Below are 19,719 nucleotides of genomic sequence, written 5' to 3' on the forward strand. Positions count from 1 at the left end.
GGGTCAAAACCACACGAACCCGACACCGCTGCCTCACTGCAGCGGAGCCGCACCCGAATGAGTTGAGCGACTGACCCTGTGCGGCGGCGCGGGCCTTGAGCTCACGACGAGACTCGTCGGGCACGTCACGGATCTGGAGCAGTGAACCCATGAATACATATTATCTCAACCTGTATACAGATTGTATCGCAGCGGAGGTCATCGATCCGTCATCGTTCTGGTTCGTGACGGCGATGGCCGCCAGGTTTTCGAGAATCCTCAGGGGGCGCTGACGCCGCATCATGGGCCTGCCTGGGAGAGAAGGTGGCCGCGTCAGGTGGCGTGTTCGTTGATCTTGGGCCGCCAAGGCTCGTGCACATGCGAGAGCCACACGTGCGCCGGGTTGAGCGCACGCACGAGGTGTTGGCTCTCGGTCTGCGGGTTGTCGAGCTCGCCGAACCAGACAGCGGTGTCACCGGCAATGACCGTGGGGCGCGGCCCGGTATCGACGACGATGACTTGTGAGCCGCGGGTGTGGCCGGCTGTGGGGATGAGCCGTACGCCGGGGAGCAGGTCGGCAACGTGGACGGGGGAGATGCTGATGGGGGACGGCTGAGGCATGGCTATCCCATCGTGGGCAGTGTTCTCGGTCATGCCGGCACGGGGAATCGGGTGGTGAGGTTGTCCAGGATCGGGTACACGCTGGCCACCATCTCGGCGAAGAACTCGTTCTCCCAGTCCGCGCCGGTCCCGTAGGCACTGGTGACGACGCGGATCACGCTGCTGCCGCCCGATGCCGCTTCGATGAGGAACTCTGTCGCGATCGGGGTCACCAGCGGGAGAGTCTCGAAGACCGCCGACAGCGGGACCCCGATCGTGTCGAACCACTCAGCCATGCCGGGCGCGACGTCTTCTGGCCGGTCCCCGATCGGCCAGGGTTCCTCGTACGCGAACTTCTCGTTCGGCGTGTAGTCGGTGACGACCCCGGTCAGCGTGATGTCGCCGAGCTCGAAGACAACCTCGCCACCGACCCGCGGGTCCAGTCGGGTCGGCAGCATCCACGAGGAGATCCCCCCAGCCGTCGCAATCACCTCCCACACCTGCTCCGGGCTCGCGGCCACGTCGTAGATGCGCTCCGCCCGATGTTCGACACGTCCGGGCTGGTCGGGGTTGGTCATGATGACTCCTTCGGTTGAGGGTATGACGAGATGGTCAGACGGTGAGGTCGTCCTTGGTCGTCGTGGTACCGCGAGACCAGGGCAGCAACTGCTGCCTGCAGATCGGCGGCGAATGCGGCCCGATCCTCAGGCGAGTCGAATCCGATCACCGTGTCCACTGTCAGGGTCGGCATCCGTATGCCGCTCGCTGCCGCCATGGTGATCGCGCCGACCTCAGAGACCGTCCGCGCGTTCACGGCAATCAGGTACGCGGCCGACAGGCGATCCGCGACCGCGTCTGGATCGATGGCAGAGCGCTGCAACACCTCCGGCGAGACCACCAGATGCCGTGCCGAGCGACGTAGGAATCGTTCCCTGATACCGCCCCAGGCACGTGTCTCCACCGGCTCCACCAAGCCATGAGCTTCCAGCGCCTTCAAGTGATAGTTCACCTTCTGACGGGTCAACCCCACCACCGCCGCGACTGTCGTCGCCGACCCCGGCTCCGCCAACGCGTCGAGGATCGCGACCCGGGTCGGGTCGAGCGCGACCTCCACGGCGGCTGCGTCCGTGAGCACTCGAACATCGTCCATAGAGGCAATCGAACCCTTGACAGATCTTTTTGTCAAGGGTTGCGCGAACGCTCAGTCGGTGGGTGGCCAACGAGATCTGCCCGCTGACGGCCACCGACCTCCCGGTGGTGACCGCGTGGCGTGGTCGGAGACAAGGAGAGCCGCGCCGCACCCCAGCCGGCGTGCCGGCGGTCGGCGACGCGATGGAGCCGCCTCGGCGGCGCGTTCTGGGACAGCCGCCGGCTGCCCGCGGCTTGGGCAGATCGTCGAATCGGTCGCGCGCTGGGTCTGCGGTCTGGAACGCACCACGACGCTGTTGAGCAGGTGGGATCGGGCGCCGATGAGAAGTGGCGCCTACAGTGATCTGAGTCCGGTCCGGTGAAACGCGCTGCGCGCATCAAGGGGAGCCACGAGATGAGGCCACTTCGATACTCGATCAACGTCACACTCGACGGCTGCTGCCACCACGAGGCAGGGCTGGCCCCCGACGAGGAGTCGATGCGCTACTGGACCGCTGAGCTGGAACGAGCCGATGCCCTGCTGTTCGGCCGGGTGACCTACGAGATGATGGAGTCGGCGTGGCGGCAGCCGGCCACGGGCACGTGGCCTGACTGGATGGATGAGTGGGAGATCCTGTTCGCCGAGACCATCGACCGGACGAAGAAGTACGTCGTGTCGAGCACGCTGAGCGGGGTCGACTGGAATGCCGAGCTGGTGCGAGGCGACTTGGGGCAAGCGGTCCAGCGGCTCAAGCAGGAGCCAGGCGAGGGCCTGTTCGTGGGTGGCGTGACGCTTCCCTTGGCGTTGGCAGATCTGGGACTGATCGACGAGTACGTGTTCCTTGTGCAGCCGGTCCTTGCCGGACACGGGCCGACGTTGCTCGCCGGTCTGCGCGAGCGCATCCAGCTCGAGCTCGTGGAGCGCCATGAGTTCCGGTCGGGGGCGGTCGCCCTGCGATACCGGCCTGCGCGAGTAACGGCTTGACGTGATGTGGTCCTGATACGTTGGCCAGCCTGTGCACGCACATGCCGCGTGGGGGACGCGGCAGCGTCCGGCTCGGCTGCGTGGCATACACGTCAGCATCGTCGGCTCGGCTGCGTGGCATACACGTCAGCATCGTCGGCTCGGCTGCTGGGCGCGGCGACGGCTCGGACTGCGGCCTTCAACCGCCAGATCGTCGCCGACCCGCCACGTCTCAGGGCCTTGCGTTCCCCGGGCCTGGATCCGTGGCTGGTGGTGGCCGACAGGCCGACCCTCACACGGTTACGGAACCGGCCGATCAAGCCGTCGCGGACCTGCTCGTTGATGCTGGCGGCGCCGGCTTGCCTGGCGAGGTTGGCGTGGTGGATCAGCTCGCGGAGCGCGTCAGCGATCTGGACCGGCCAGATCGCGTCGGGGTACACCTCGCCGGCGCCGGCCAGGTCACGCAGCAGGTGCTGGGGCGCGATCGGAAAGCTGAGGGAGTGCACGGCGGTGGTGTCGCCGTAGCGCTTGGTGAGCTCGCGTGCCTCGATCATGACCGAAGACCTTTCTGGGGGTTTGCGGCACAGTCACCTGCCTCAGCAGCGAACGCAGCGACAGGTGACCGTGCCCGCGGGTGGCGCGAGCGGAGGATGGTCGGGCGCGGGGCGGCAGTCACGCCTGCTGCGGCGTGCGGAGTGGCTCCGTGTTGAGGCTGGCTGCCCTGGTCGCCGGTGATGCGGTGTGGCGGGGCCAAGTCCAGGCGGAGCGCAGGATGAAGGCCAGGAGCAGCACCTCGAGTCCGATGGAGAGGCCGTAGAAGTAGAAGTAGGTCGAGGACTCCCCTGCCGCGTTGTAGATCGAGACGGGGATGTAGAGCGTTGCTACGACGAGGTTGATGATGCGGTTGACACGGGCGGGCAGTGTCGTGGAGAGCAGGATCATGAGGATCGGGATGGCCATGAGCGTGAGCGCAATGGCGACAAAGGTTGGGCCCGTATCGAACTCGTGGACGATGCCGGCCAGGATGTCGTCGACGAAGCCGGGCTTGTACAGGGCGAGGTAGTCGACGTAGATGTAGAGGAACATGAAGCCGGTCCATGCTGCTGCGAGTTTGGCCTGCACGGGCATGAGCAGATCCTCCAGCACTCTGTGGGATGGCGCATTGTCTAGCGCGGCGTGGGGTTGAGGTGTTCTCATCGCAGTGCTCCTTGCCTCGATCGGGTGGGTGCTTCCACCTTCACGGATGCCGGCGGCGGGCACATCAGCCCCGGAGCCCGATTCAACCTGGCCGTTGGCACAGCCGAGCTCTTGTACTTTCGGCGGACACGCCGATCACGCGGGCTACCTCGGCTGATCAGGGTGGCCACCAACGCACTCCGCTCGCTGTGGGCCGAACCTCGACCCACGAACCCCCCGGACCGGGGGCCGCGGGACTGAGCCTTGGTTGCGGTGCTGACCTATTGGTCCGCGGTCGAAGCGGTGCTTCGCCAGGACCTGGCGCCGCGCCCGCTGCTGGCTGCAGGTGACGATCCGTGGCGAGAGCGGGTTGGTGTGCGCGGGTCAGGTCTTGATGCGGCCTGTTTCGTAGGCCCACATGGCGATCTCGACTCGGTTGCGGGCGTTGAGCTTTCGCATCAGGCCGGCGAGGTGGGTCTTGACGGTGCTGATGCTGATGTGCAGGTCGTCGGCGATCTCGCTGTTCGTCCAGCCCTGGGCGACCGGGATCAAGACCTCCTCCTCCCGGCTGGTGAGCGGTTCGATGGGCTGCGCCGGCGGCGAGCCCGCGTAGGTGTGGGCGAAGGCGGCGAGGAGCCGCGCGGTGATGCTCGGGGCGATCAGGGCCTCGCCGTGGGCGGCCGCCTGAATGGCCTGTGTCAGCAGGGCGGGGCCGGCGTCTTTGAGCAGGAAGCCCCGGGCGCCGGCCTTCAGCGCACCGTGCACGTACTCGTCGAGGTCGAAGGTGGTGATCACGACGACGGCCAACGGGTCCTCGACGTCGGGGCCGGCGAGTTGGCGGGTGGCCTCGATCCCGTCGACGCCGGGCATGCGGATGTCGAACAGGCAGACGTCGGGTCGGAGTCTGCGGGCGAGCCTCACCGCTTCGCGGCCGTCGGCGGCTTGACCGATGACCTCGATGCCGGGCTGGGCGTCGAGGATCATGGTGAGTCCGGCACGGACGATGTCCTGGTCGTCGGCGAGGAGCACGCGGATCGTCATGTGGTCGCGCCCTGTTTCGGCAGCACAGCGTCGACGGCCCAGCCGCCGTCAGGGGCCGGCCCGGCCCGGAGGTTGCCGCCCAGGATGGTGGCCCGTTCGGTCATGCCGAGCAGGCCGTATCCCGGGATGGGGTGGCCGGTTGAGCTCGCCTCGCCGTCGTCGCGGACGCTCAGGCGGACCTGGTCGCCCTGGTCCGTGACCTGGATGATGACCCGGGTTGCGTTGCGGGAGTGGCGCACCGCGTTGGTGACCGCTTCTCGGGCGATCCGGTAGAGGGCGACCCCCACGGAGGGGTTGAGGTGGTCGAGGTCGCCGGACAGTTGCACGTCGACCCGTGGATACCCTCCGACGCTGCGGGCGAGGTGTCCGATGTCGGCCACCCTCGGCTGCGGGGCGAGGTCGGGCTCCGTCCCGTCGCGCAGGACGCGCAGCATGGTGCGCATCTCCTCGAGGGTCCGCGACGCCGTGTCCTCGATGGTCTCCAGGGCCGCCAGTGCACGGTCGGGGTGGCCGGCTGCGGCGAGGCGCCCGGCCTGGGCCGCGATGGCGATGGCCGAGACATGGTGTCCGACCGTGTCGTGGAGCTCGCGCGCAAGCTGGTTGCGCTGGCGGAGATTCGCCTGCTCGATGTCGCGGACGCGGATCCTGGTGTGGTAGCGGATCGACGTGCCGAGCGCAGCTGAGAACAGGAAGAACCCGTACCCGGCCACCGTCTCGGCCGCGCCGACCTGCTCGGCGGATAGCGTGACGGCAAGCCAGACAACGATCACCCCCAGACCGACCGCGGCCTCGGCCGGCTCCCCAGCGGAACAGTGAGTAGGGCAGCACGAGCAGAGCCGCGATGCTGTCCAGCCCGGTCGCGTCGATTCCGAGGATCCTCGCGAGGTCGAATGCGATCAGCGTGCCGAACGCGACCGCGACCGCGGCCAGGGGATGGGTGCGTCGCCACAACAGGGTGAGTGCAACCACGACGCTGACGGTGAACACGAGCGGACGCCACGCCCGGTCCTCGCGGAGCAGCACCTCCACCACCGACCACGACACGAGCGTGGCCACGAGCACCCAGTCCCGCCACACGCGGACGGGCGGATGCGGAGGGCGGGGTTCGGCCCACAGCGTCTGGAGGGCGTTGACCGCCATGCCCTCAGCGTAGAGGGGAACCGCGGCCGTGCGGATCGGCCGAAAGTACCAGGCATGAACCGTCCCCGCGACCAGGACGACTCAGGTCGGCGAGCGGATGTGCCCGTCGAGATCCTCCGCCATCGTTACTTCATCACCGATCGACCACGGAGCGCTCACGACCGCGTCCGAGCGCCTTGCCCGGGAGAGCATCACCATGCAGCAGAGCGCCACTATGAAGGCGATCGTCCAACACGCCTACGGAGACGCCGACGTCCTCCGCCTGCAGGAGATCGCCAGGCCGACCCCTCGCGCAAACGACGTGCTCGTCCGGGTCCACGCAGCCTCGATCAATCACGGAGACTGGTTCACCACCACGGGGCGGCCGTACATCACGCGCGCTGCCCTCGGGCTCCGCAGGCCACGCGTCGCCGTCCGCGGACGAGACCTCGCTGGCCGGGTCGAGGCGGTCGGCGCCGCAGTGACCCGGTTCCGCTCCGGCGACGACGTCTACTCCGAGACCACTGCGGGCAGCTTCGCCGAGTACGCCTGCGTCCCCGAACGTCTGCTCGCGCGCAAGCCCGCCAACCTCAGCTTCGAGCAGGCCGCCGCGGTGCCGGTCGCCGGCGTCACCGCCCTGCGGGCACTGCGCGACGTCGCCTTGGTTCAACCCGGCCAGGCGGTGCTGATCAACGGCGCGTCAGGGGGCGTCGGCACGTTCGCCGTCCAGATCGCCAGAACCCTCGGCGCCGACGTCACCGGCGTGTGCAGCACCCGCAACGTCGAACTGGTCCGCTCGCTCGGCGCCGACCACGTCATCGACTACACCCGGGAGGACTTCGCCGGAAGCGGGCAGCGCTACGACGTGATCGTCGACCTCGCCGGCCGGCACCCCTTGGCAGCGTACAGACGCGCGCTGACCCGGACCGGCACGCTCGTGCTGGCAAGCGGGCACGGCGGCCCGTTCATCGGTCCGCTGGGCCGCTACCTGCGGGCGCTGGCGTTGTCGCCGTTCGTGCCCCAGCGACTGCGGGTGCACGCCGCGAAGCCGTCCCACACCGACCTGGTCGCGCTCACCGCGCTCATCGAAGCCCAAGCGGTCACGCCCGCGATCGAGACCACCTACCCGATGGCCGACATCGTCAAGGCCATCCGCCACCTCGCCGAGCAACACGCCCGAAGCAAGATCGTCATCGCAGTGCGCGACAGCCACGCCGCGACCACCACCGAAGGAGACCGAAGTGAATGACCTACACATCAAGGACCAGGCCGACAGAACCCTCCGATGGGGCCCCTCCCGCGACCGAGGGTGCCACCGACCCCACCTTGCCACCAGGCGGCGACGTCCCGGCGACCGTGCAGTTGCTCTACACGCTGAGCGACAATGCCTGGGGCGTGGGAGCCATGTTCTTCGGCCTGTGGCTGATCCCGGTGGGCCACGTCGTGCTGACCTCGCGGCGCTGGCTGGTGCACCCCTCACGCCTGGGCGCGCAGGTACCTGCCGAAGTGCGGCACCGTGAACGCGATCTGCCCCCGCTCACCCGAGTAGATGAGCCCCTTCTTGATGAGCGCATCCCGGGCAGGCGACAGGGACTGCGGCTTGCGCCCGAGCACCGCGGCGACCGCCGATGTCGGCACCGCCGACAGCTCCGCCCCGTTGTCGTATGCCGCCGAGCCGCCATCCGCTGCCACGTCCCCCGACGAGTCGGCTTGGCCCTCAGACGATCCCACGATCGCAGCGTCAGCCATGGCCCGCAGGTACTCCCGCTCGGCCGGGGTGGCCCGCTCGAAGCGCGACCCGAAGAACCCGACCGCCAGCTCAGACTCGGCCTGAGGTGCCGCGACCCGGATGTCGTCGGCGGTGATCGGCGAGACGGGAGCGACGTCCCACACGACCTTGCCGTACGCCTGGATGAAGTACGGATAACCGGCCGTGACGGCATACATCGCGTCGAGCGCCTCGGGCATGAACGCGCACCCCTCCTCGGCCGCCGGGCCGACCAGCGCCCGGTCGGCGGCAGCCCGCGGCAGGCGGTCGATCCGCTGGTAGCGGAACAGCCGCTCCGAGTAGGACTTCGACGCCGACAGGACGGCCGGCAGGTGGGGCAGCCCGGCCCCGACGACGATCACGGGCAGCCCGGTCTGCGAGATCTCGTGGCACGCCGCGCAGAGCGCCGACACGTCGTCGGCGTCGAGATCCTGCATCTCGTCGACGAAGACCGCGACCCCCTTGCCGACGTCGGCGGCCAGCCCCCCGATGTCGGTGAAGAGCTCGACGAGGTCGATCTCGATGTCGCCGGAGTCCGCCCGGCCCGGCACGGCCGGCACGTCGATGCCCGGCTGCCACCGGTCCCGCAGCCGCGCCCCCGAGGGTGCCTCACGCAGCGCGAACGACTTGACGATGCCGAGCACGTGGTCGACGTCCTCGCCGCGTGGGTGCCCCAGCTCGCGCACCGCCTGGTGGGCTGCTGCCGCCAGCGGACGCCGGAGCCGCTGGTCGGGCCGTGCCTCGAACTTGCCCGTCCCCCAGCCACCCCGGACCGCGGCAGAGCGCAGCGCGTTGAGCAGGACGGTCTTTCCGACCCCGCGCAGCCCGGTCAGCACGATCGAGCGCTCCGACCGTCCTCGGGCGATCCGCTCGAGCACCACGTCGAAGGCCCGCAGCTGCTCGTCGCGACCGGCGAGCTCGGGAGGACGCTGGCCGGCACCGGGGGCGTACGGGTTCGTGATCGGGTCCACGATCACACGCTATACGCGGCTATACCGCAAACCCGAGACAACGACATACAACTGCATCGCGTGTCGCGGCCACGGCAACCGGGCACCTCCGGGACCTACCCTGCGCAAACAGCAGAACGCCGTTCCGCACGGTCAGGGGTGGTCATGCGGAACGGCGCACTTGGACTATAACCCGCACCGCGCTCCGGACGGTCACGAAATCGTGGCGATCTCGAAAACTTCCTTCGGGTGGGCGATTTCGTCCTGTTCTCGCACGAGGAGCATCTCCTCGGAGCCGGCCAGGTGGGTCTTCTCGAGCACGGCGTACATCGTCGCGGCCGTGCGGGACAGCGCGGCTCTCGGACCGTCGGTGAGGTAGTGGGCCAGGAAGATCGCGGCCGCCACGTCACCGCCACCCTTGACGTCCATGTCGAGCCTCGGGGTCGTCACGAGCCACGCTCCCTCGTCGCAGTAGCACGCCATCTGGATCGAGCCCTCGGGTGTGTCCGAGGTCAGCACGCTCGTCACGACGACGACCCGCGGGCCGCGCGCACACAGCTCCTTCGCGGCGGTGTCGACCTCGCCCTGGGTGGCCAGGTGGCGCCCGACGAGGAACTCGAGCTCGAACTGGTTCGGCGTGAGGATGTCTGCCCTGGGGATGACCTGATCGCGCATGTACTCGGGGATCCCCTCGCGCACGAAGAAGCCCCGACCGACGTCACCCATGACCGGGTCGCAGCAGTAGATCGCCCGCGGGTTGGCCGCCTTGACCCGCGCCACCGCGTCGAGGATGACCTCGCCGACCGTCTCCGCACCCTGGTAGCCCGACAGCACCGCGTCGATGCGTGCGAACGCGCCGCGCTCCTCGACACCGTTGATGACCTCGCGCACGTCGTCGGGCGCGATGAGCGGGCCCCGCGCCATCCCGTACCCGGTGTGGTTGGAGAACGTCACGGTGAGCACCGGGTAGACCTCGTGCCCGAGCCGCTGCAGCGGGAAGACGGCGGCCGAGTTGCCCGCGTGGCCGTACGCGACGTGGGACTGGATCGAGAGGATCTTCACCCCCGCGAGGATAGTCTCGCCGGGCCGCGCAGAACGCCACACGGCGGCATCCGGTATGCCGCTCAGTCTCCCTCGCGCCCGACGTGCCCGTGCGAGGATGGTCGGGTGAGCATCCCTGCGGACCGCCAGCCGCACATCCTGTGAGCTGCGACCGCGAGAAGGGAGCGAGGTGATGACCGACGACAGGTGGGCTCCGGCCCCGGACCCGACCCGGGACCGGTATTCGGCGTGGGCCGACGTGCCGGCGCCCAGCCAGTCACCCTTGCCCATCGGTACGCCTCCGCCCAGCTACCTGCTCTTCGGGATCCTGACGGCGGTCTTCTGCTTCCTGCCGTTCGGGATCGTCTCGGTCGTCAAGGGCAGGTCGATAGAACCGCTCTGGGCTCAGGGACGCTGCACGGAGGCGCGCCGGGCTTCCCGGGCGGCCCGGAACTGGGCGATCGCGGCGGTCGTCTGCACCCCGATCCAGCTCGCCTTCGTCATGGTGGCTTTCTTCCTCGGGATCCTCGCGCTGGCGGTGAGCTGACCTGCGGCTTGCTGTCCGCTCAACGGAGACCTGGTGCTGGTCGAGCGGGCGGTCCGGGTCACGAGGGCAGCGACTCGGGTGCGGTGCACAGCAGCGGCGCGTCCGCGACCGCGCTGACCGGGATCACGTCCCGCGGTGGCTCGAGGCCGGCGACCTGCACGCAGAACTGCCACTGCGTGGCGGCCGGGTCGATCGGCTCCCGAGGCGCCTCGAACTCCCGGCCCGGCACGGTGAGCCTCGCCGGAAGTGGCGCCTCGGCCGTGCCGCTGATGCTTCCGCCCGGCTCAGCGACATGGCCACCGATGACCGGGGGGGCGACGAACCGGACGCCCGGTGCGATCGGGAACGCCTGCTTGGTGACTCGCAGCACCCCATCCGCCATGACGACCCAGGCAAACGTCGGGTCGATGTCGCCGCGACTCTCGCTACCGAGGGTGGCACTTCCGAGGCTCTTCGGGATGCGGTCGACCACAACCACGGGACGCTGCGAGGAGTTGGTCACCCGGTATCGGGCCACGAGCCTCGAGTGATCCGACGTCAGTGCGGCGTCGAGCGCCACGCCGGGCAGTCCCGTCGGCAGCGGGCGCGGCTGCGTCGACGTGTCCGGCGACGTGGCGGTCGCGCTGGTCGTCGTGGCGGGTGTCGGCGATCCGGTCGATTCCCCGCTGTGGTCGGCTCCCCCGGTCGTGCCGGCGCCGCAGCCCGACACGAGCAGCAGGGCCAGCCCGGACAGACCCACGACCCGCGCCAAGGTCGGGCAGCAGGGCGCAGTCACGTCGGGCACATCCTCACTTGAGCAGCCTGGACATCCGCCGGTCGGCGAGCGGTTTGCCGCCGGTCTGGCACGTCGCACAGTACTGCAGCGACGTGTCGGCGAAGGACACCTCACGCACGAGGTCGCCGCACTCGGGGCAGGTCTGCCCGGTCCGTCCGTGCACCCGCATCCCGGCCCGCTTGGCGTCCTTCAGCTCGGCGGCCGGCTTGCCCGACGCAGCGCGGACCGCGCCGGCGAGCGTGTCGCGCAGAGCGGCATACAGGCGGTCGACGACGTCGGGGGCGAGCGATCCCGCGATGGCGAACGGGGAGATCTTCGCGACGTGCAGGATCTCGTCGGAGTAGGCGTTGCCGACGCCGGCGATGACCTCCTGGTCGCGCAGCAGCCCCTTGATCTGGGTGCGGCGGCCCTGAAGGAGGCGTCCGAACTCCGCACGGGTGAACGCATCGCCGAGCGGGTCGGGCCCGAGCCTGGCGATCCCGGGGACGTCCGCAGGCGATCGCACGAGGTATGCCGCCAGCGACTTCTTCGTCCCTGCCTCGGTCAGGTCGAAGCCCGACCCGTCGGACAGGCGCACCCGCAGCGCGATGGGCGACTTGCCGGGCCGCACGACCGTGGTGGGCAGCTTCTCGGACCACCGGAGCCACCCGGCGCGGGCGAGGTGGAAGATCAGGTGGGTCCCGTCGGCGTCGACGTCGAGGAACTTCCCGTGCCGGGTCACTGAGTCGACCGGCGACCCCTCGAGCGCCTGCGGCGGCGGGTCGAAGGTCTTCAGGACGTTGAACGACGCGATCTCGACCTTGGTGATGGCAAGCCCAGCCGTCCGCTCGGCGAGGAAGTCGACGAGCGCCTGCACCTCGGGAAGCTCGGGCATGGCTTCACCCTGCCGGATCGCCGAGCAGTCCCGCCCGGCGCAGCATCCGGTCCAGCCCGTACCCGTCCGGGGCCCGGAAGGTCGGCTTGGTCCGCGACACGTACGGCCTTGTCAGGCTGTCGCCACGCCCGATCGGGTGGGACAGGACCTGTTCGGTCGGGGTGAGCTCGCGGATGCAGACCGCCGCGACCTTGTCCGGCTGCATGCGGGCGAAGTCTGCGTACAGCTCGGGGTCGTGCTGGCCGTCGTCGCCGAAGAGCATCCAGCGGATCTTCGGGAAGTCGCGCGCGAGCCGGCTGAGGCTCTCGCGCTTGTGCTGCTGGCCGCTGCGGAACCAGCCGGTGTTCGTCGGGCCCCAGTCGGTCATCAGCAGCGGCCCGAGTGGGTAGCCCGATCCGGCGAGGAACCGGGTCAGCGCCCCGGTCGCGTTCCAGGCTCCGGTCGAGACGAAGACGATCGGTGCGCCGGGGTGCTCGGCGAGCAGCGACCGATAGAGCGGCGCCATCCCCGAGACGGCCCGTCGTGCCTGCCCCCGCCGGACGAAGGTGTTCCACGCCGCGAGCATGGGCCGCGGCAGCATGGTCGTGATGACGGTGTCGTCGATGTCGCTGACGATCCCGAACTCGACGTCGTCGCCGACGATGAACACGTCGGCGGGCACCGGCTCGCCGCCTTCGGCGCGGACGAGGACCTGCCGCCATCCCGGCTCGAGGCCGTGGTCGTGCGCCACGAAGTCGACGTGGCCGCCGCGGTCCGACCGCCCGTAGACGACGCGATCCCCGATCGTGACGCTCACCGGAGCGCCGATGGCGGGGGCCGTGACGAACGCACGCCAGCCACGCGCCGACGGCGGTGGGCGCAGTGCCGCCGCCGCGTCTCGTTCGCCGGCCGGCGCGCCGTCCTGTTCCCGTCCGAGGATGACCCGTGCCAGGACACGCACGAATGTCGTCGAGCCATAGCCGATGTGGGTGATGACGCGATTGCCCCAGCCGCGACCTCGCAGGACGCGCTCGACCTGACTGTCGAGGGTGTCCTCGATCAGTGCGGCCGCGTGGGGACGGGACATGACCCAAACCTAACGGACGGGGACCGGGCCGGCCGGCCGATCGAAGGATCGGCAGTACCGGGTATACTTCGCTCATGGCCAAGGTGATGGTGTCGCTACCCGACGACCTGCTCGGCGCTCTCGACGCCGAGGCCGCTCGAAGGAACACGACCCGCAGCGGCCTGCTGCGCGACTACGTGCGCGAGGGCTTGCGCCATCGCGGACAGGAGCGGGCCCGGCGCGTGCAGCTCGCCATGAGCGAAGTGGGCCATCACGGCGGGGACGGCGTCCGCGATCTGAAGCGGCAGCGGCCGACGGCGTGACCTTCTGGTTCATCGACGCCAGCGTGCTGCTGGCCCGTGAGGACGCGGACGACCATCAGCACGAGGCAGCATGCGAGCTGCTCGCCGGGGGGGCGACCCTGACGACCCTTGATCTGGCCTACTACGAGGTTGGCAACGTCGCGGTCCGAGCGTGGCGCGACCTGCAGGCCGCGGCTCGCCTGCAAGCGTTGGTCGCTGCGATCGCGTCCGATGGCGGGCTCGTGCGGGCCGACGAGACGCTCATCGCCGACGCGGTGAGGATTGCCGACACCGAGGGACTCTCGGTCTACGACGCCGGCTATGTGGCCGGCGCCGCGAGCGCCGGAGCTCGACTGGTGAGCTGCGATGTCCGTGACCTCGTCAGCCGCGGTCTCGCCGTGACTCCCCAACAGGCTTCTCGTGCGAGCTGACGTGCGTCCGGGCGTGCCCGGCTCGGCGAACGCGGACCCGCACCGTACCGTTGAGCCGTGACCTCGACCGCCCGACGCCGCAGCATGGTGCTGGCCCTCGCCGCCGTCCTCGTGACCGGCCCCGTGAGCGCGTGCTCGATGTTCGACAAGCCGCCGACACCGGACGGCACGATGCAGGCGCTCGCCGACGGGCTCTCCAGCGGCAACCTCGCCCGCGTCCCCCTCACCGGAGTGACTCCGGCCGACGCCACGACCTTCGTCGAGCGGGCCTACAAGGGCATGGGGGACGCGCGCCCCAACATCACCGTGACCGACGTGAAACAGACCGAGGGCTCCGACAAGGCGACGGCGACCTTCGTGACGCAGTGGGACGTCTCGAAGGCCCCGAACGACTGGCGCTACGAGACCCAGGTGCCGCTCACGCTCGTCGACGGGACCTGGCGCGTGACGTGGTCGCCGAGTCTCGTCGCCCCCGACCTGACCCGCGAGGAGGTCCTCGCGCTCGTGACCAAATGGCCCAAGCGGGCCGACATCCTCGCCGCGGACGGCCGACCGCTGATGACCGAGCGTGAGGTCACCGTCGTCGGCATCGACAAGACCCACGTCAGCGGAGCAGACGCCACCAAGGCGTCGGCGGCAAAGCTGGCCAAGGTGCTCGGGATCGATGCTGACAGCTACGCCGACAAGGTCGCCAAGGCCGGGCCCGAGGCGTTCGTGCCCGCACTGACCCTCCGCACGACCGACAAGACACTGACGAAGAACATCGCGGCCATCGACGCGGTCAAGGGCGCCTCCCGCAACCCGCGGATGATGGTGCTCGGCCCGACCCGGACGTGGGCTGCCCCGATCCTGGGCACCGTCGGCGAGGCGACCGCCGAACAGGTCGAGAAGTCGGACGGCACGCTGCAGGCCGGCGACGAGGTCGGTCAGTCCGGTCTGCAGCTGCGCTACGACAAGCAGCTGCGCGGCGCCCCTGGCCTGGCCGTACAGGCCCTGACGAAGGGCGCCGACGGCAGCACCACCGACAAGCGCGAGCTCTATGCCGAGCTGTCGACCGACGGCACTCCGCTACGGCTGACCCTCGACGAGCAGGCCCAGACCGGCGCCGAGAAGGCACTCGCGAAGGAGACGAAGCACCCGACGGCCCTCGTCGCCGTGCGCGTCTCGACCGGAGAGATCGTCGCGGCCGCGGTCGGGCCGGGCACCAAGGGAGCGTCCCTGGCTCTGGCCGGACGGGCCGCCCCCGGCTCGACCTTCAAGCTCGCGAGCTCGCTCGCCCTCGTCCGCCACGGAGCCACCGCCGACACGAAGCTGCCATGCACGAACACTCTCACCGTGGACGGCCGCAGGTTCGGCAACTACTCCCACTACCCCGAGAACAAGCTCGGCGACATCACGTTGGCGACGGCGCTGGCCTACTCGTGCAACACGGCCTTCATCAGCCAGTACAAGAAGGTGTCCCAACAGGACCTCATCTCGGCCGCGCACTCGCTCGGGGTCGGCGAGGATCTCGACCTGCCGTGGACCGGCTTCCTCGGCTCGGTGCCACCCACCGACAACGTCGTCGAGCACGCTGCGTCGCTCATCGGTCAGGGCCGCGTCGAGGCATCTCCGCTCGCGATGGCGATCGCCACCGCATCGGTCATGCGCGGGCAGACCGTCCGGCCCAGGCTCATCGCCGACGAACCGAGCCTGCCGGCCCCGGACGCTCCCCTCGAGCCGACCGAGGCCGAGCTGGTGCGCAGCGAGATGCGGGCCGTCGTCAAGGAGGGCTCCGGCAAGGTGCTCCAGCCGGTGGGTGTCGAGTACGCGAAAACGGGTACAGCAGAGTTCGGCACCGGCAACCCTCCGAAGACGCACGCCTGGATGGTGGCCGGGCGAGGAGATCTCGCGATCGCCGCGTACAACGAGATCGGACCCAGTGGAACCACGCATGCAGCGCCGTTCATCATCAGCTTCCTGCGCAGTTACGACATCTCGTGAGTCACAGCGTGCATATCGTTCGATCTGGCACCAAGATGGACCCATGGTCCGATGGGGGATCGTGGCGAGCCTGTCCGCGGGGTTGTTCTGCCTCGGAGGATGCGGCGTCACGACCGGAGCGACCGGGTCCACCCCGGCACCCGGTCGACCCGTCGACGGATGGACGACCGCAGCCGGTTCCCCCCGGGCGGCCGGCGCACCGCCGATCGACCGCCCCTCCGCCGACCCCACGGGCCCGACCTTTCCCCTGACGATGCGCCGCACGGGTGGGATCGCCGGCTTCCATGACACGGTCGTCCTGCGGGCCAACGGCACCCTGACGGTCGACACCGACGCCATCCACGGGCGTACGTGCACGCTCAACAAGACGACCCGCACCGCCCTGCTCGTGGCCCTGTCGACACTGCGCCTCGGCGGTTCGCGCTCCGGGTCCGCAACGTCGACCATCCTCACGCCGACCTACACGAGCAGCAACCCGATCACCATCACCGTCACGGACGTCCACGGCCGACCGGTCGACATCGACGACCCGTCGCTCGGCGAGATCCGCAACGAGGTCACTGCGCTGGTCAGCGACGTGACGCTCACCGTTCCCGCGAGGACCCGGTGCGCGACGCCGCAGCGAGCTGACGACAGTGTCGGTATGCCGCCCAGTTGGGTGACCGGCTCAGCCGACTGAGCGGCATACGGAGCTTCGAGCGCCCGGGCAGGTCTGCGCCCGAGGACAACAGTCCTTCACCCGGCGACAAGCCGCGGTGCGCGCACAGGACACAGAATGGGGACGTCGAGACACCAACACGCGACCCAGGAGACATGACATGCCGACGAAGCTCTTCATCGATGGCGAGTGGACGCAAGGCCACGGCGGCTCGTTCGAGACCATCAACCCAGCCACCGAGGACGTGATCGAGCAGGTCGGTGCCGCATCGGCGCAGGATGTCGAGGACGCCGTCGCGGCCGCGCGGCAGGCCGTCGAGAACCCCGAGTGGCGCGAGATGAGCCCGGTAGCCCGAGCGGGCCTGCTCTTCAAGCTCGCCGACGCACTCGAGGCGGATGCGGACGAGGTCGCCCGGTTGGAGAGCACGGATGTCGGCCAGCCGATCGGGGTCGCGCGGTTCGCCAACGTCGGCTCGTCGATCGAGCACCTGCGCTACTACGCCGGCTGGGTCACCAAGATCACCGGTGAGACCAACCCGATCGGCTTCCCCGACACACTGCACTACACCCGGCGCGAGCCGATCGGGGTGTGCGCGCTCATCACGCCATGGAACTTCCCACTCATGATCCTCGTGTGGAAGGTCGCGCCGGCGCTGGCGACGGGCAACACGATCATCATCAAGCCGGCCGAGCAGACCCCGCTCAGCGCCATCAAGCTCGTCCAGCTGGCCGAGCAGGTCGGCTTCCCGAAGGGCGTGATCAACCTCGTGACCGGCGACGGCTCCGTAGGGGCAGCCCTGGTCGAGCACGATGGCGTCGACAAGGTGTCGTTCACCGGGTCCACCGAGGTGGGACGCAGCATCGTGCGGGCCTCAGCCGGCAACCTCAAGCGCGTCACGCTCGAGCTCGGCGGCAAGGCGCCGAGCATCATCGGACGGGACAGCGACGTCGACGCTGCCGTGGCCGGCAACCTCGGCGGCGCCACGCTCAACTCCGGGCAGGTCTGCGCGGCCTACACCCGCTTCTACGTCGACAAGAGGCGCGAGCCGGAGTTCCTCGACAAGTTCGTCGCCGGGGCCGAGTCGCTCCGGCTCGGCCCCGGCATCGAGGAGTCCACGCAGCTCGGCCCGCTGGTCACCGCCGAGCACCTCGCCCACGTCGAGAAGCTGGTGGCCACCGGTGCGGAGGAGGGCGCGCAGCTGCTGACCGGCGGCAAGCGCACCGGCGAGCGCGGCTACTTCTTCGAGCCGACCGTCTTCGCCGGGGTGCGCGACGACATGACGATCGCGCGGCATGAGATCTTCGGCCCGGTGCTGTCCGTGCTCTCCTACGAGGACGAGGACGAGCTGTCCGCCCTGCTGGCCCGGGCCAACGACACGCAGTACGGGCTGGCCGCCACCGTCTGGACCAAGGACATCGCGTTCGCGACCCGGGTGGCCAACGGCCTGCGTGCCGGGGCGGTCTACATCAACATGCCGCCGATCCCCGACCAGGCCGCGCCGTGGGGCGGGTACAAGGCCTCCGGCTGGGGCCGGGAGATGGGCAAGTACGCCATCGACGCCTTCACCGAGGTCAAGGGCGTGTGGATGCACTACGGCTACTGAGCCTGCAGGAGGAGGGTCGCACAGAGAGCTGCCTGTGGGCGGAAGTCGCGTCTGGGATTCGTCTGGGATGTGCGGCCCGACACAACAAGTCGGCCTCGTCCCTGCAGGTGCCGCACGCCAGGCGGGCAACGGCCGGACTTGTTGTGTTCTTCCGCCCGCGAGGGTGGCCAAGGGCTCTCGGGCTCACTCCCCATCGGTGAGAGGACACGGCCGAACGTAACGTAGGGGTGACGAGGTCCGCAGCACGGACCCGGTCCGGGTGGCGGACCGGGCGCACGAGCAGGTCCTGACACCTCCGACGCCCATGCCATCCAGTCCGGGCTCCCGGAGGGCGCGGCCGCGGTGGTCTGGGAGCCCCTCACTGCGCCCTCGTGGACGACTCGCAGAGGATCGGCAAGCCGCGTCTTTCCGGCCCAGATTGACGCGCGCCGCTCTCCTTTGCGCGGCGGCGACTGTCACCGAGGGAGACTAGCCTGATGCTGTGACCAGCGCCCCACGCCGCCGAATGGCCGGCGCCGGCGGTGGTGTCGCGGACAAGCTCGGCAACAAGTACGAGTTGGCTTGGGCCATCCGTCACGCTCTGCTCTGCATCCAGGACGAGCGTCGCAGTCTCACGCTCGAAGAGATTGACCCTGCGCTGGCTGAAGGCTCGGAGTTCACCTACGTCAACGAGCACGGCACTATCTCGGTGACCCAGGTGAAGCGCCAGAACAACATCACCGATCACTGGACGATCGCAGCCCTCAGAGGCCGTGGAGTCTTGGCGGCAGCTGCTCGCCACGTTGCCGCTGGGCGTGAGTTCCACTTCAGTTCGATGACTCCGAGCGGGGCACTTCGCGTCATGGCTAGCCGGTCACGGCAATCGGTGGACGCACAGCAGTTCGTTGCGCAACAGCTCACGCGCGAGTTGAGACCAACCTTCGATGAGCTGACCGCGGCGAATGTCTTCGGAAGCTCTGAGGCGGCTTGGCACACCCTGCGCGGTATGTGGATCGAGATTGAAGTCGAAGAGCAGCTGATCATGACCAACGCCATGCTCGCCGAAGTGAGCTTGGAGGGCGCGACCGGCGACCTCATGGCGGTTGGCATAGGTGCCGCGCTGCTCAACAACCTACGCACGCGGATGACGCGACGCGAGTTGCTTGACGCTCTTGCTCGCGACGGCATCACGCCGCGCGACTCGGTGGCACGGCGCACGGCCCATGAGCAGGTGGTGGCAACGACCCAGAGCTGGCGCGGCACGATCGAGCGCGAACTGCTCTCGCCGTCGATCGAAAGGCAGGAAGCTGCAGATCTCGTGGACCTTATGACTACGACCCGCCTTGCATTTGTCGTTGGGGCTGGCGGTGGTGGAAAGAGTTCTGTGCTTTACCAGGCGGCGCAGGAGTTCGAGGCGCAGGACGCCGAGGTGCTGGCGTTCCGACTTGACCGCCGTGGCGCGTTCGGTTCGACCATCGAACTGGGCGTTCAGCTGGGCCTCTCGACCTCGCCGGTTGCGGCGCTGCGACAGGCGGCAGACGGCCGCGACGCCTTCCTGATCATCGACCAACTCGACGCCGTGTCGCTAGCGTCCGGGCGCCTCTCGGAGCGCTACGACGTCATTGCCGATCTCATTCAAGAAGCGACGGCGGTTGACGGAGTGCGCGTCATCTTGGCCTGTCGACTGTTCGACGTCGAGAAGTAACTACTCAGGTCTCAGGCTGGGACTGGGACCCAGGCGTTGCCCTGCAGTGCG

21 protein-coding genes are annotated in these 19,719 nt (G+C 69.2%); 9 read left to right on the top strand and 12 right to left on the bottom strand.

The window, feature by feature from the left end:
• Positions 1-312: 312 nt before the first annotated feature.
• The 3 genes from L0H79_RS11665 to L0H79_RS11675 are packed head-to-tail and all read right to left on the bottom strand — an operon-like array spanning position 313 to position 1,693.
• Complete coding sequence (locus tag L0H79_RS11665) at positions 313-600, bottom strand: hypothetical protein (protein ID WP_301484778.1); 288 nt, start codon at positions 598-600, stop codon at positions 313-315.
• A 29-nt stretch (positions 601-629) separates the two neighbouring features.
• Positions 630-1,157, bottom strand: coding sequence for an SRPBCC domain-containing protein (locus L0H79_RS11670; protein WP_301484779.1), 528 nt, complete (start codon positions 1,155-1,157; stop codon positions 630-632).
• The gene (locus tag L0H79_RS11675) at positions 1,154-1,693 is read right to left on the bottom strand and encodes an ArsR/SmtB family transcription factor (protein ID WP_367652464.1); all 540 of its coding nucleotides are present in this window, start codon (positions 1,691-1,693) and stop codon (positions 1,154-1,156) included. Before L0H79_RS11675 ends, L0H79_RS11670 begins: the two co-directional genes overlap by 4 nt.
• Positions 1,694-2,122: 429 nt before the next feature.
• On the opposite strand from L0H79_RS11675, the gene L0H79_RS11680 reads away from it, so the two are divergent.
• The gene (locus L0H79_RS11680) at positions 2,123-2,692 is read left to right on the top strand and encodes a dihydrofolate reductase family protein (protein ID WP_301484781.1); all 570 of its coding nucleotides are present in this window, start codon (positions 2,123-2,125) and stop codon (positions 2,690-2,692) included.
• Positions 2,693-2,784: 92 nt separating this feature from the next.
• Here L0H79_RS11680 and L0H79_RS11685 read toward each other — a convergent pair whose 3' ends face one another.
• From L0H79_RS11685 to L0H79_RS11700, 4 genes are all read right to left on the bottom strand, one after another.
• Entirely contained in the window at positions 2,785-3,225 is a 441-nt protein-coding gene (locus tag L0H79_RS11685; RefSeq protein ID WP_301484782.1) for a hypothetical protein, read from the bottom strand.
• A 118-nt stretch (positions 3,226-3,343) separates the two neighbouring features.
• Positions 3,344-3,799 (bottom strand): DUF6326 family protein, encoded by a 456-nt coding sequence (locus tag L0H79_RS11690; protein WP_301484783.1) that lies wholly within the window; start codon positions 3,797-3,799, stop codon positions 3,344-3,346.
• Between the two features lie 432 nt (positions 3,800-4,231).
• Complete coding sequence (locus tag L0H79_RS11695) at positions 4,232-4,888, bottom strand: response regulator transcription factor (protein ID WP_301484784.1); 657 nt, start codon at positions 4,886-4,888, stop codon at positions 4,232-4,234.
• Positions 4,885-5,658, bottom strand: coding sequence for a sensor histidine kinase (locus L0H79_RS11700; RefSeq protein ID WP_301484785.1), 774 nt, complete (start codon positions 5,656-5,658; stop codon positions 4,885-4,887). The genes L0H79_RS11695 and L0H79_RS11700 overlap by 4 nt, the downstream gene beginning before the upstream one ends.
• Positions 5,659-6,242: 584 nt before the next feature.
• On the opposite strand from L0H79_RS11700, the gene L0H79_RS11705 reads away from it, so the two are divergent.
• Positions 6,243-7,256, top strand: a complete 1,014-nt coding sequence (locus L0H79_RS11705) for an NAD(P)-dependent alcohol dehydrogenase (RefSeq protein ID WP_301484786.1) — start codon at positions 6,243-6,245, stop codon at positions 7,254-7,256.
• A 227-nt stretch (positions 7,257-7,483) separates the two neighbouring features.
• On the opposite strand, the gene L0H79_RS11710 is transcribed toward L0H79_RS11705, so the two are convergent.
• Positions 7,484-8,746, bottom strand: coding sequence for an ATP-binding protein (locus L0H79_RS11710; RefSeq protein WP_301484787.1), 1,263 nt, complete (start codon positions 8,744-8,746; stop codon positions 7,484-7,486).
• A gap of 192 nt (positions 8,747-8,938) precedes the next feature.
• Positions 8,939-9,787, bottom strand: a complete 849-nt coding sequence (gene pdxY, locus L0H79_RS11715; RefSeq protein WP_301484788.1) for a pyridoxal kinase PdxY — start codon at positions 9,785-9,787, stop codon at positions 8,939-8,941.
• 172 nt (positions 9,788-9,959) lie between these two features.
• On the opposite strand from pdxY, the gene L0H79_RS11720 reads away from it, so the two are divergent.
• Positions 9,960-10,313 carry a CD225/dispanin family protein gene (locus L0H79_RS11720; protein ID WP_301484789.1) on the top strand — a complete coding sequence of 118 codons (354 nt, stop codon included), beginning with the start codon at positions 9,960-9,962 and terminating at the stop codon, positions 10,311-10,313.
• 58 nt (positions 10,314-10,371) lie between these two features.
• Here L0H79_RS11720 and L0H79_RS11725 read toward each other — a convergent pair whose 3' ends face one another.
• Genes L0H79_RS11725 through L0H79_RS11735 form a run of 3 tightly spaced genes read right to left on the bottom strand, consistent with a single transcriptional unit; the run spans position 10,372 to position 13,028 of the window.
• Positions 10,372-11,088 (bottom strand): hypothetical protein, encoded by a 717-nt coding sequence (locus L0H79_RS11725; protein WP_301484790.1) that lies wholly within the window; start codon positions 11,086-11,088, stop codon positions 10,372-10,374.
• A gap of 13 nt (positions 11,089-11,101) precedes the next feature.
• Positions 11,102-11,962, bottom strand: a complete 861-nt coding sequence (locus L0H79_RS11730) for an Fpg/Nei family DNA glycosylase (RefSeq protein WP_301484791.1) — start codon at positions 11,960-11,962, stop codon at positions 11,102-11,104.
• 4 nt (positions 11,963-11,966) lie between these two features.
• Positions 11,967-13,028, bottom strand: a complete 1,062-nt coding sequence (locus tag L0H79_RS11735; protein WP_301484792.1) for an App1 family protein — start codon at positions 13,026-13,028, stop codon at positions 11,967-11,969.
• A gap of 74 nt (positions 13,029-13,102) precedes the next feature.
• Between L0H79_RS11735 and L0H79_RS11740 the strand changes: the two genes are divergently transcribed.
• From L0H79_RS11740 to L0H79_RS11765, 6 genes are all read left to right on the top strand, one after another.
• On the top strand, positions 13,103-13,330 hold the full coding sequence (locus L0H79_RS11740; protein WP_301484793.1) for a CopG family ribbon-helix-helix protein: 228 nt from the start codon (positions 13,103-13,105) through the stop codon (positions 13,328-13,330).
• Complete coding sequence (locus L0H79_RS11745; protein ID WP_301484794.1) at positions 13,327-13,740, top strand: type II toxin-antitoxin system VapC family toxin; 414 nt, start codon at positions 13,327-13,329, stop codon at positions 13,738-13,740. Before L0H79_RS11740 ends, L0H79_RS11745 begins: the two co-directional genes overlap by 4 nt.
• 57 nt (positions 13,741-13,797) lie before the next feature.
• Complete coding sequence (locus L0H79_RS11750) at positions 13,798-15,723, top strand: penicillin-binding transpeptidase domain-containing protein (RefSeq protein WP_301484795.1); 1,926 nt, start codon at positions 13,798-13,800, stop codon at positions 15,721-15,723.
• A 43-nt stretch (positions 15,724-15,766) separates the two neighbouring features.
• Positions 15,767-16,402 (top strand): hypothetical protein, encoded by a 636-nt coding sequence (locus L0H79_RS11755; RefSeq protein ID WP_301484796.1) that lies wholly within the window; start codon positions 15,767-15,769, stop codon positions 16,400-16,402.
• Between the two features lie 139 nt (positions 16,403-16,541).
• Positions 16,542-17,984 (top strand): aldehyde dehydrogenase, encoded by a 1,443-nt coding sequence (locus L0H79_RS11760; protein ID WP_301484797.1) that lies wholly within the window; start codon positions 16,542-16,544, stop codon positions 17,982-17,984.
• 481 nt (positions 17,985-18,465) lie between these two features.
• Positions 18,466-19,668 carry a hypothetical protein gene (locus L0H79_RS11765; protein ID WP_301484798.1) on the top strand — a complete coding sequence of 401 codons (1,203 nt, stop codon included), beginning with the start codon at positions 18,466-18,468 and terminating at the stop codon, positions 19,666-19,668.
• The last annotated feature ends 51 nt before the right edge of the window (positions 19,669-19,719 follow it).

The organism is Intrasporangium sp., assembly GCF_030452765.1.
Classification (GTDB): domain Bacteria; phylum Actinomycetota; class Actinomycetes; order Actinomycetales; family Dermatophilaceae; genus Intrasporangium_A.

Excerpts from the sequence above, each read along its gene's own strand:
- L0H79_RS11665 (WP_301484778.1), bottom strand. The coding sequence starts at position 600 with ATGCCTCAGCCGTCCCCCATCAGCATCTCCCCCGTCCACGTTGCCGAC.
- L0H79_RS11670 (WP_301484779.1), bottom strand. The coding sequence starts at position 1,157 with ATGACCAACCCCGACCAGCCCGGACGTGTCGAACATCGGGCGGAGCGC.
- L0H79_RS11680 (WP_301484781.1), top strand. The coding sequence starts at position 2,123 with ATGAGGCCACTTCGATACTCGATCAACGTCACACTCGACGGCTGCTGC.
- L0H79_RS11685 (WP_301484782.1), bottom strand. The coding sequence starts at position 3,225 with ATGATCGAGGCACGCGAGCTCACCAAGCGCTACGGCGACACCACCGCC.
- L0H79_RS11690 (WP_301484783.1), bottom strand. The coding sequence starts at position 3,799 with ATGCCCGTGCAGGCCAAACTCGCAGCAGCATGGACCGGCTTCATGTTC.
- L0H79_RS11695 (WP_301484784.1), bottom strand. The coding sequence starts at position 4,888 with ATGACGATCCGCGTGCTCCTCGCCGACGACCAGGACATCGTCCGTGCC.
- L0H79_RS11705 (WP_301484786.1), top strand. The coding sequence starts at position 6,243 with ATGAAGGCGATCGTCCAACACGCCTACGGAGACGCCGACGTCCTCCGC.
- L0H79_RS11720 (WP_301484789.1), top strand. The coding sequence starts at position 9,960 with ATGACCGACGACAGGTGGGCTCCGGCCCCGGACCCGACCCGGGACCGG.
- L0H79_RS11730 (WP_301484791.1), bottom strand. The coding sequence starts at position 11,962 with ATGCCCGAGCTTCCCGAGGTGCAGGCGCTCGTCGACTTCCTCGCCGAG.
- L0H79_RS11735 (WP_301484792.1), bottom strand. The coding sequence starts at position 13,028 with ATGTCCCGTCCCCACGCGGCCGCACTGATCGAGGACACCCTCGACAGT.
- L0H79_RS11740 (WP_301484793.1), top strand. The coding sequence starts at position 13,103 with ATGGCCAAGGTGATGGTGTCGCTACCCGACGACCTGCTCGGCGCTCTC.
- L0H79_RS11755 (WP_301484796.1), top strand. The coding sequence starts at position 15,767 with ATGGTCCGATGGGGGATCGTGGCGAGCCTGTCCGCGGGGTTGTTCTGC.
- L0H79_RS11760 (WP_301484797.1), top strand. The coding sequence starts at position 16,542 with ATGCCGACGAAGCTCTTCATCGATGGCGAGTGGACGCAAGGCCACGGC.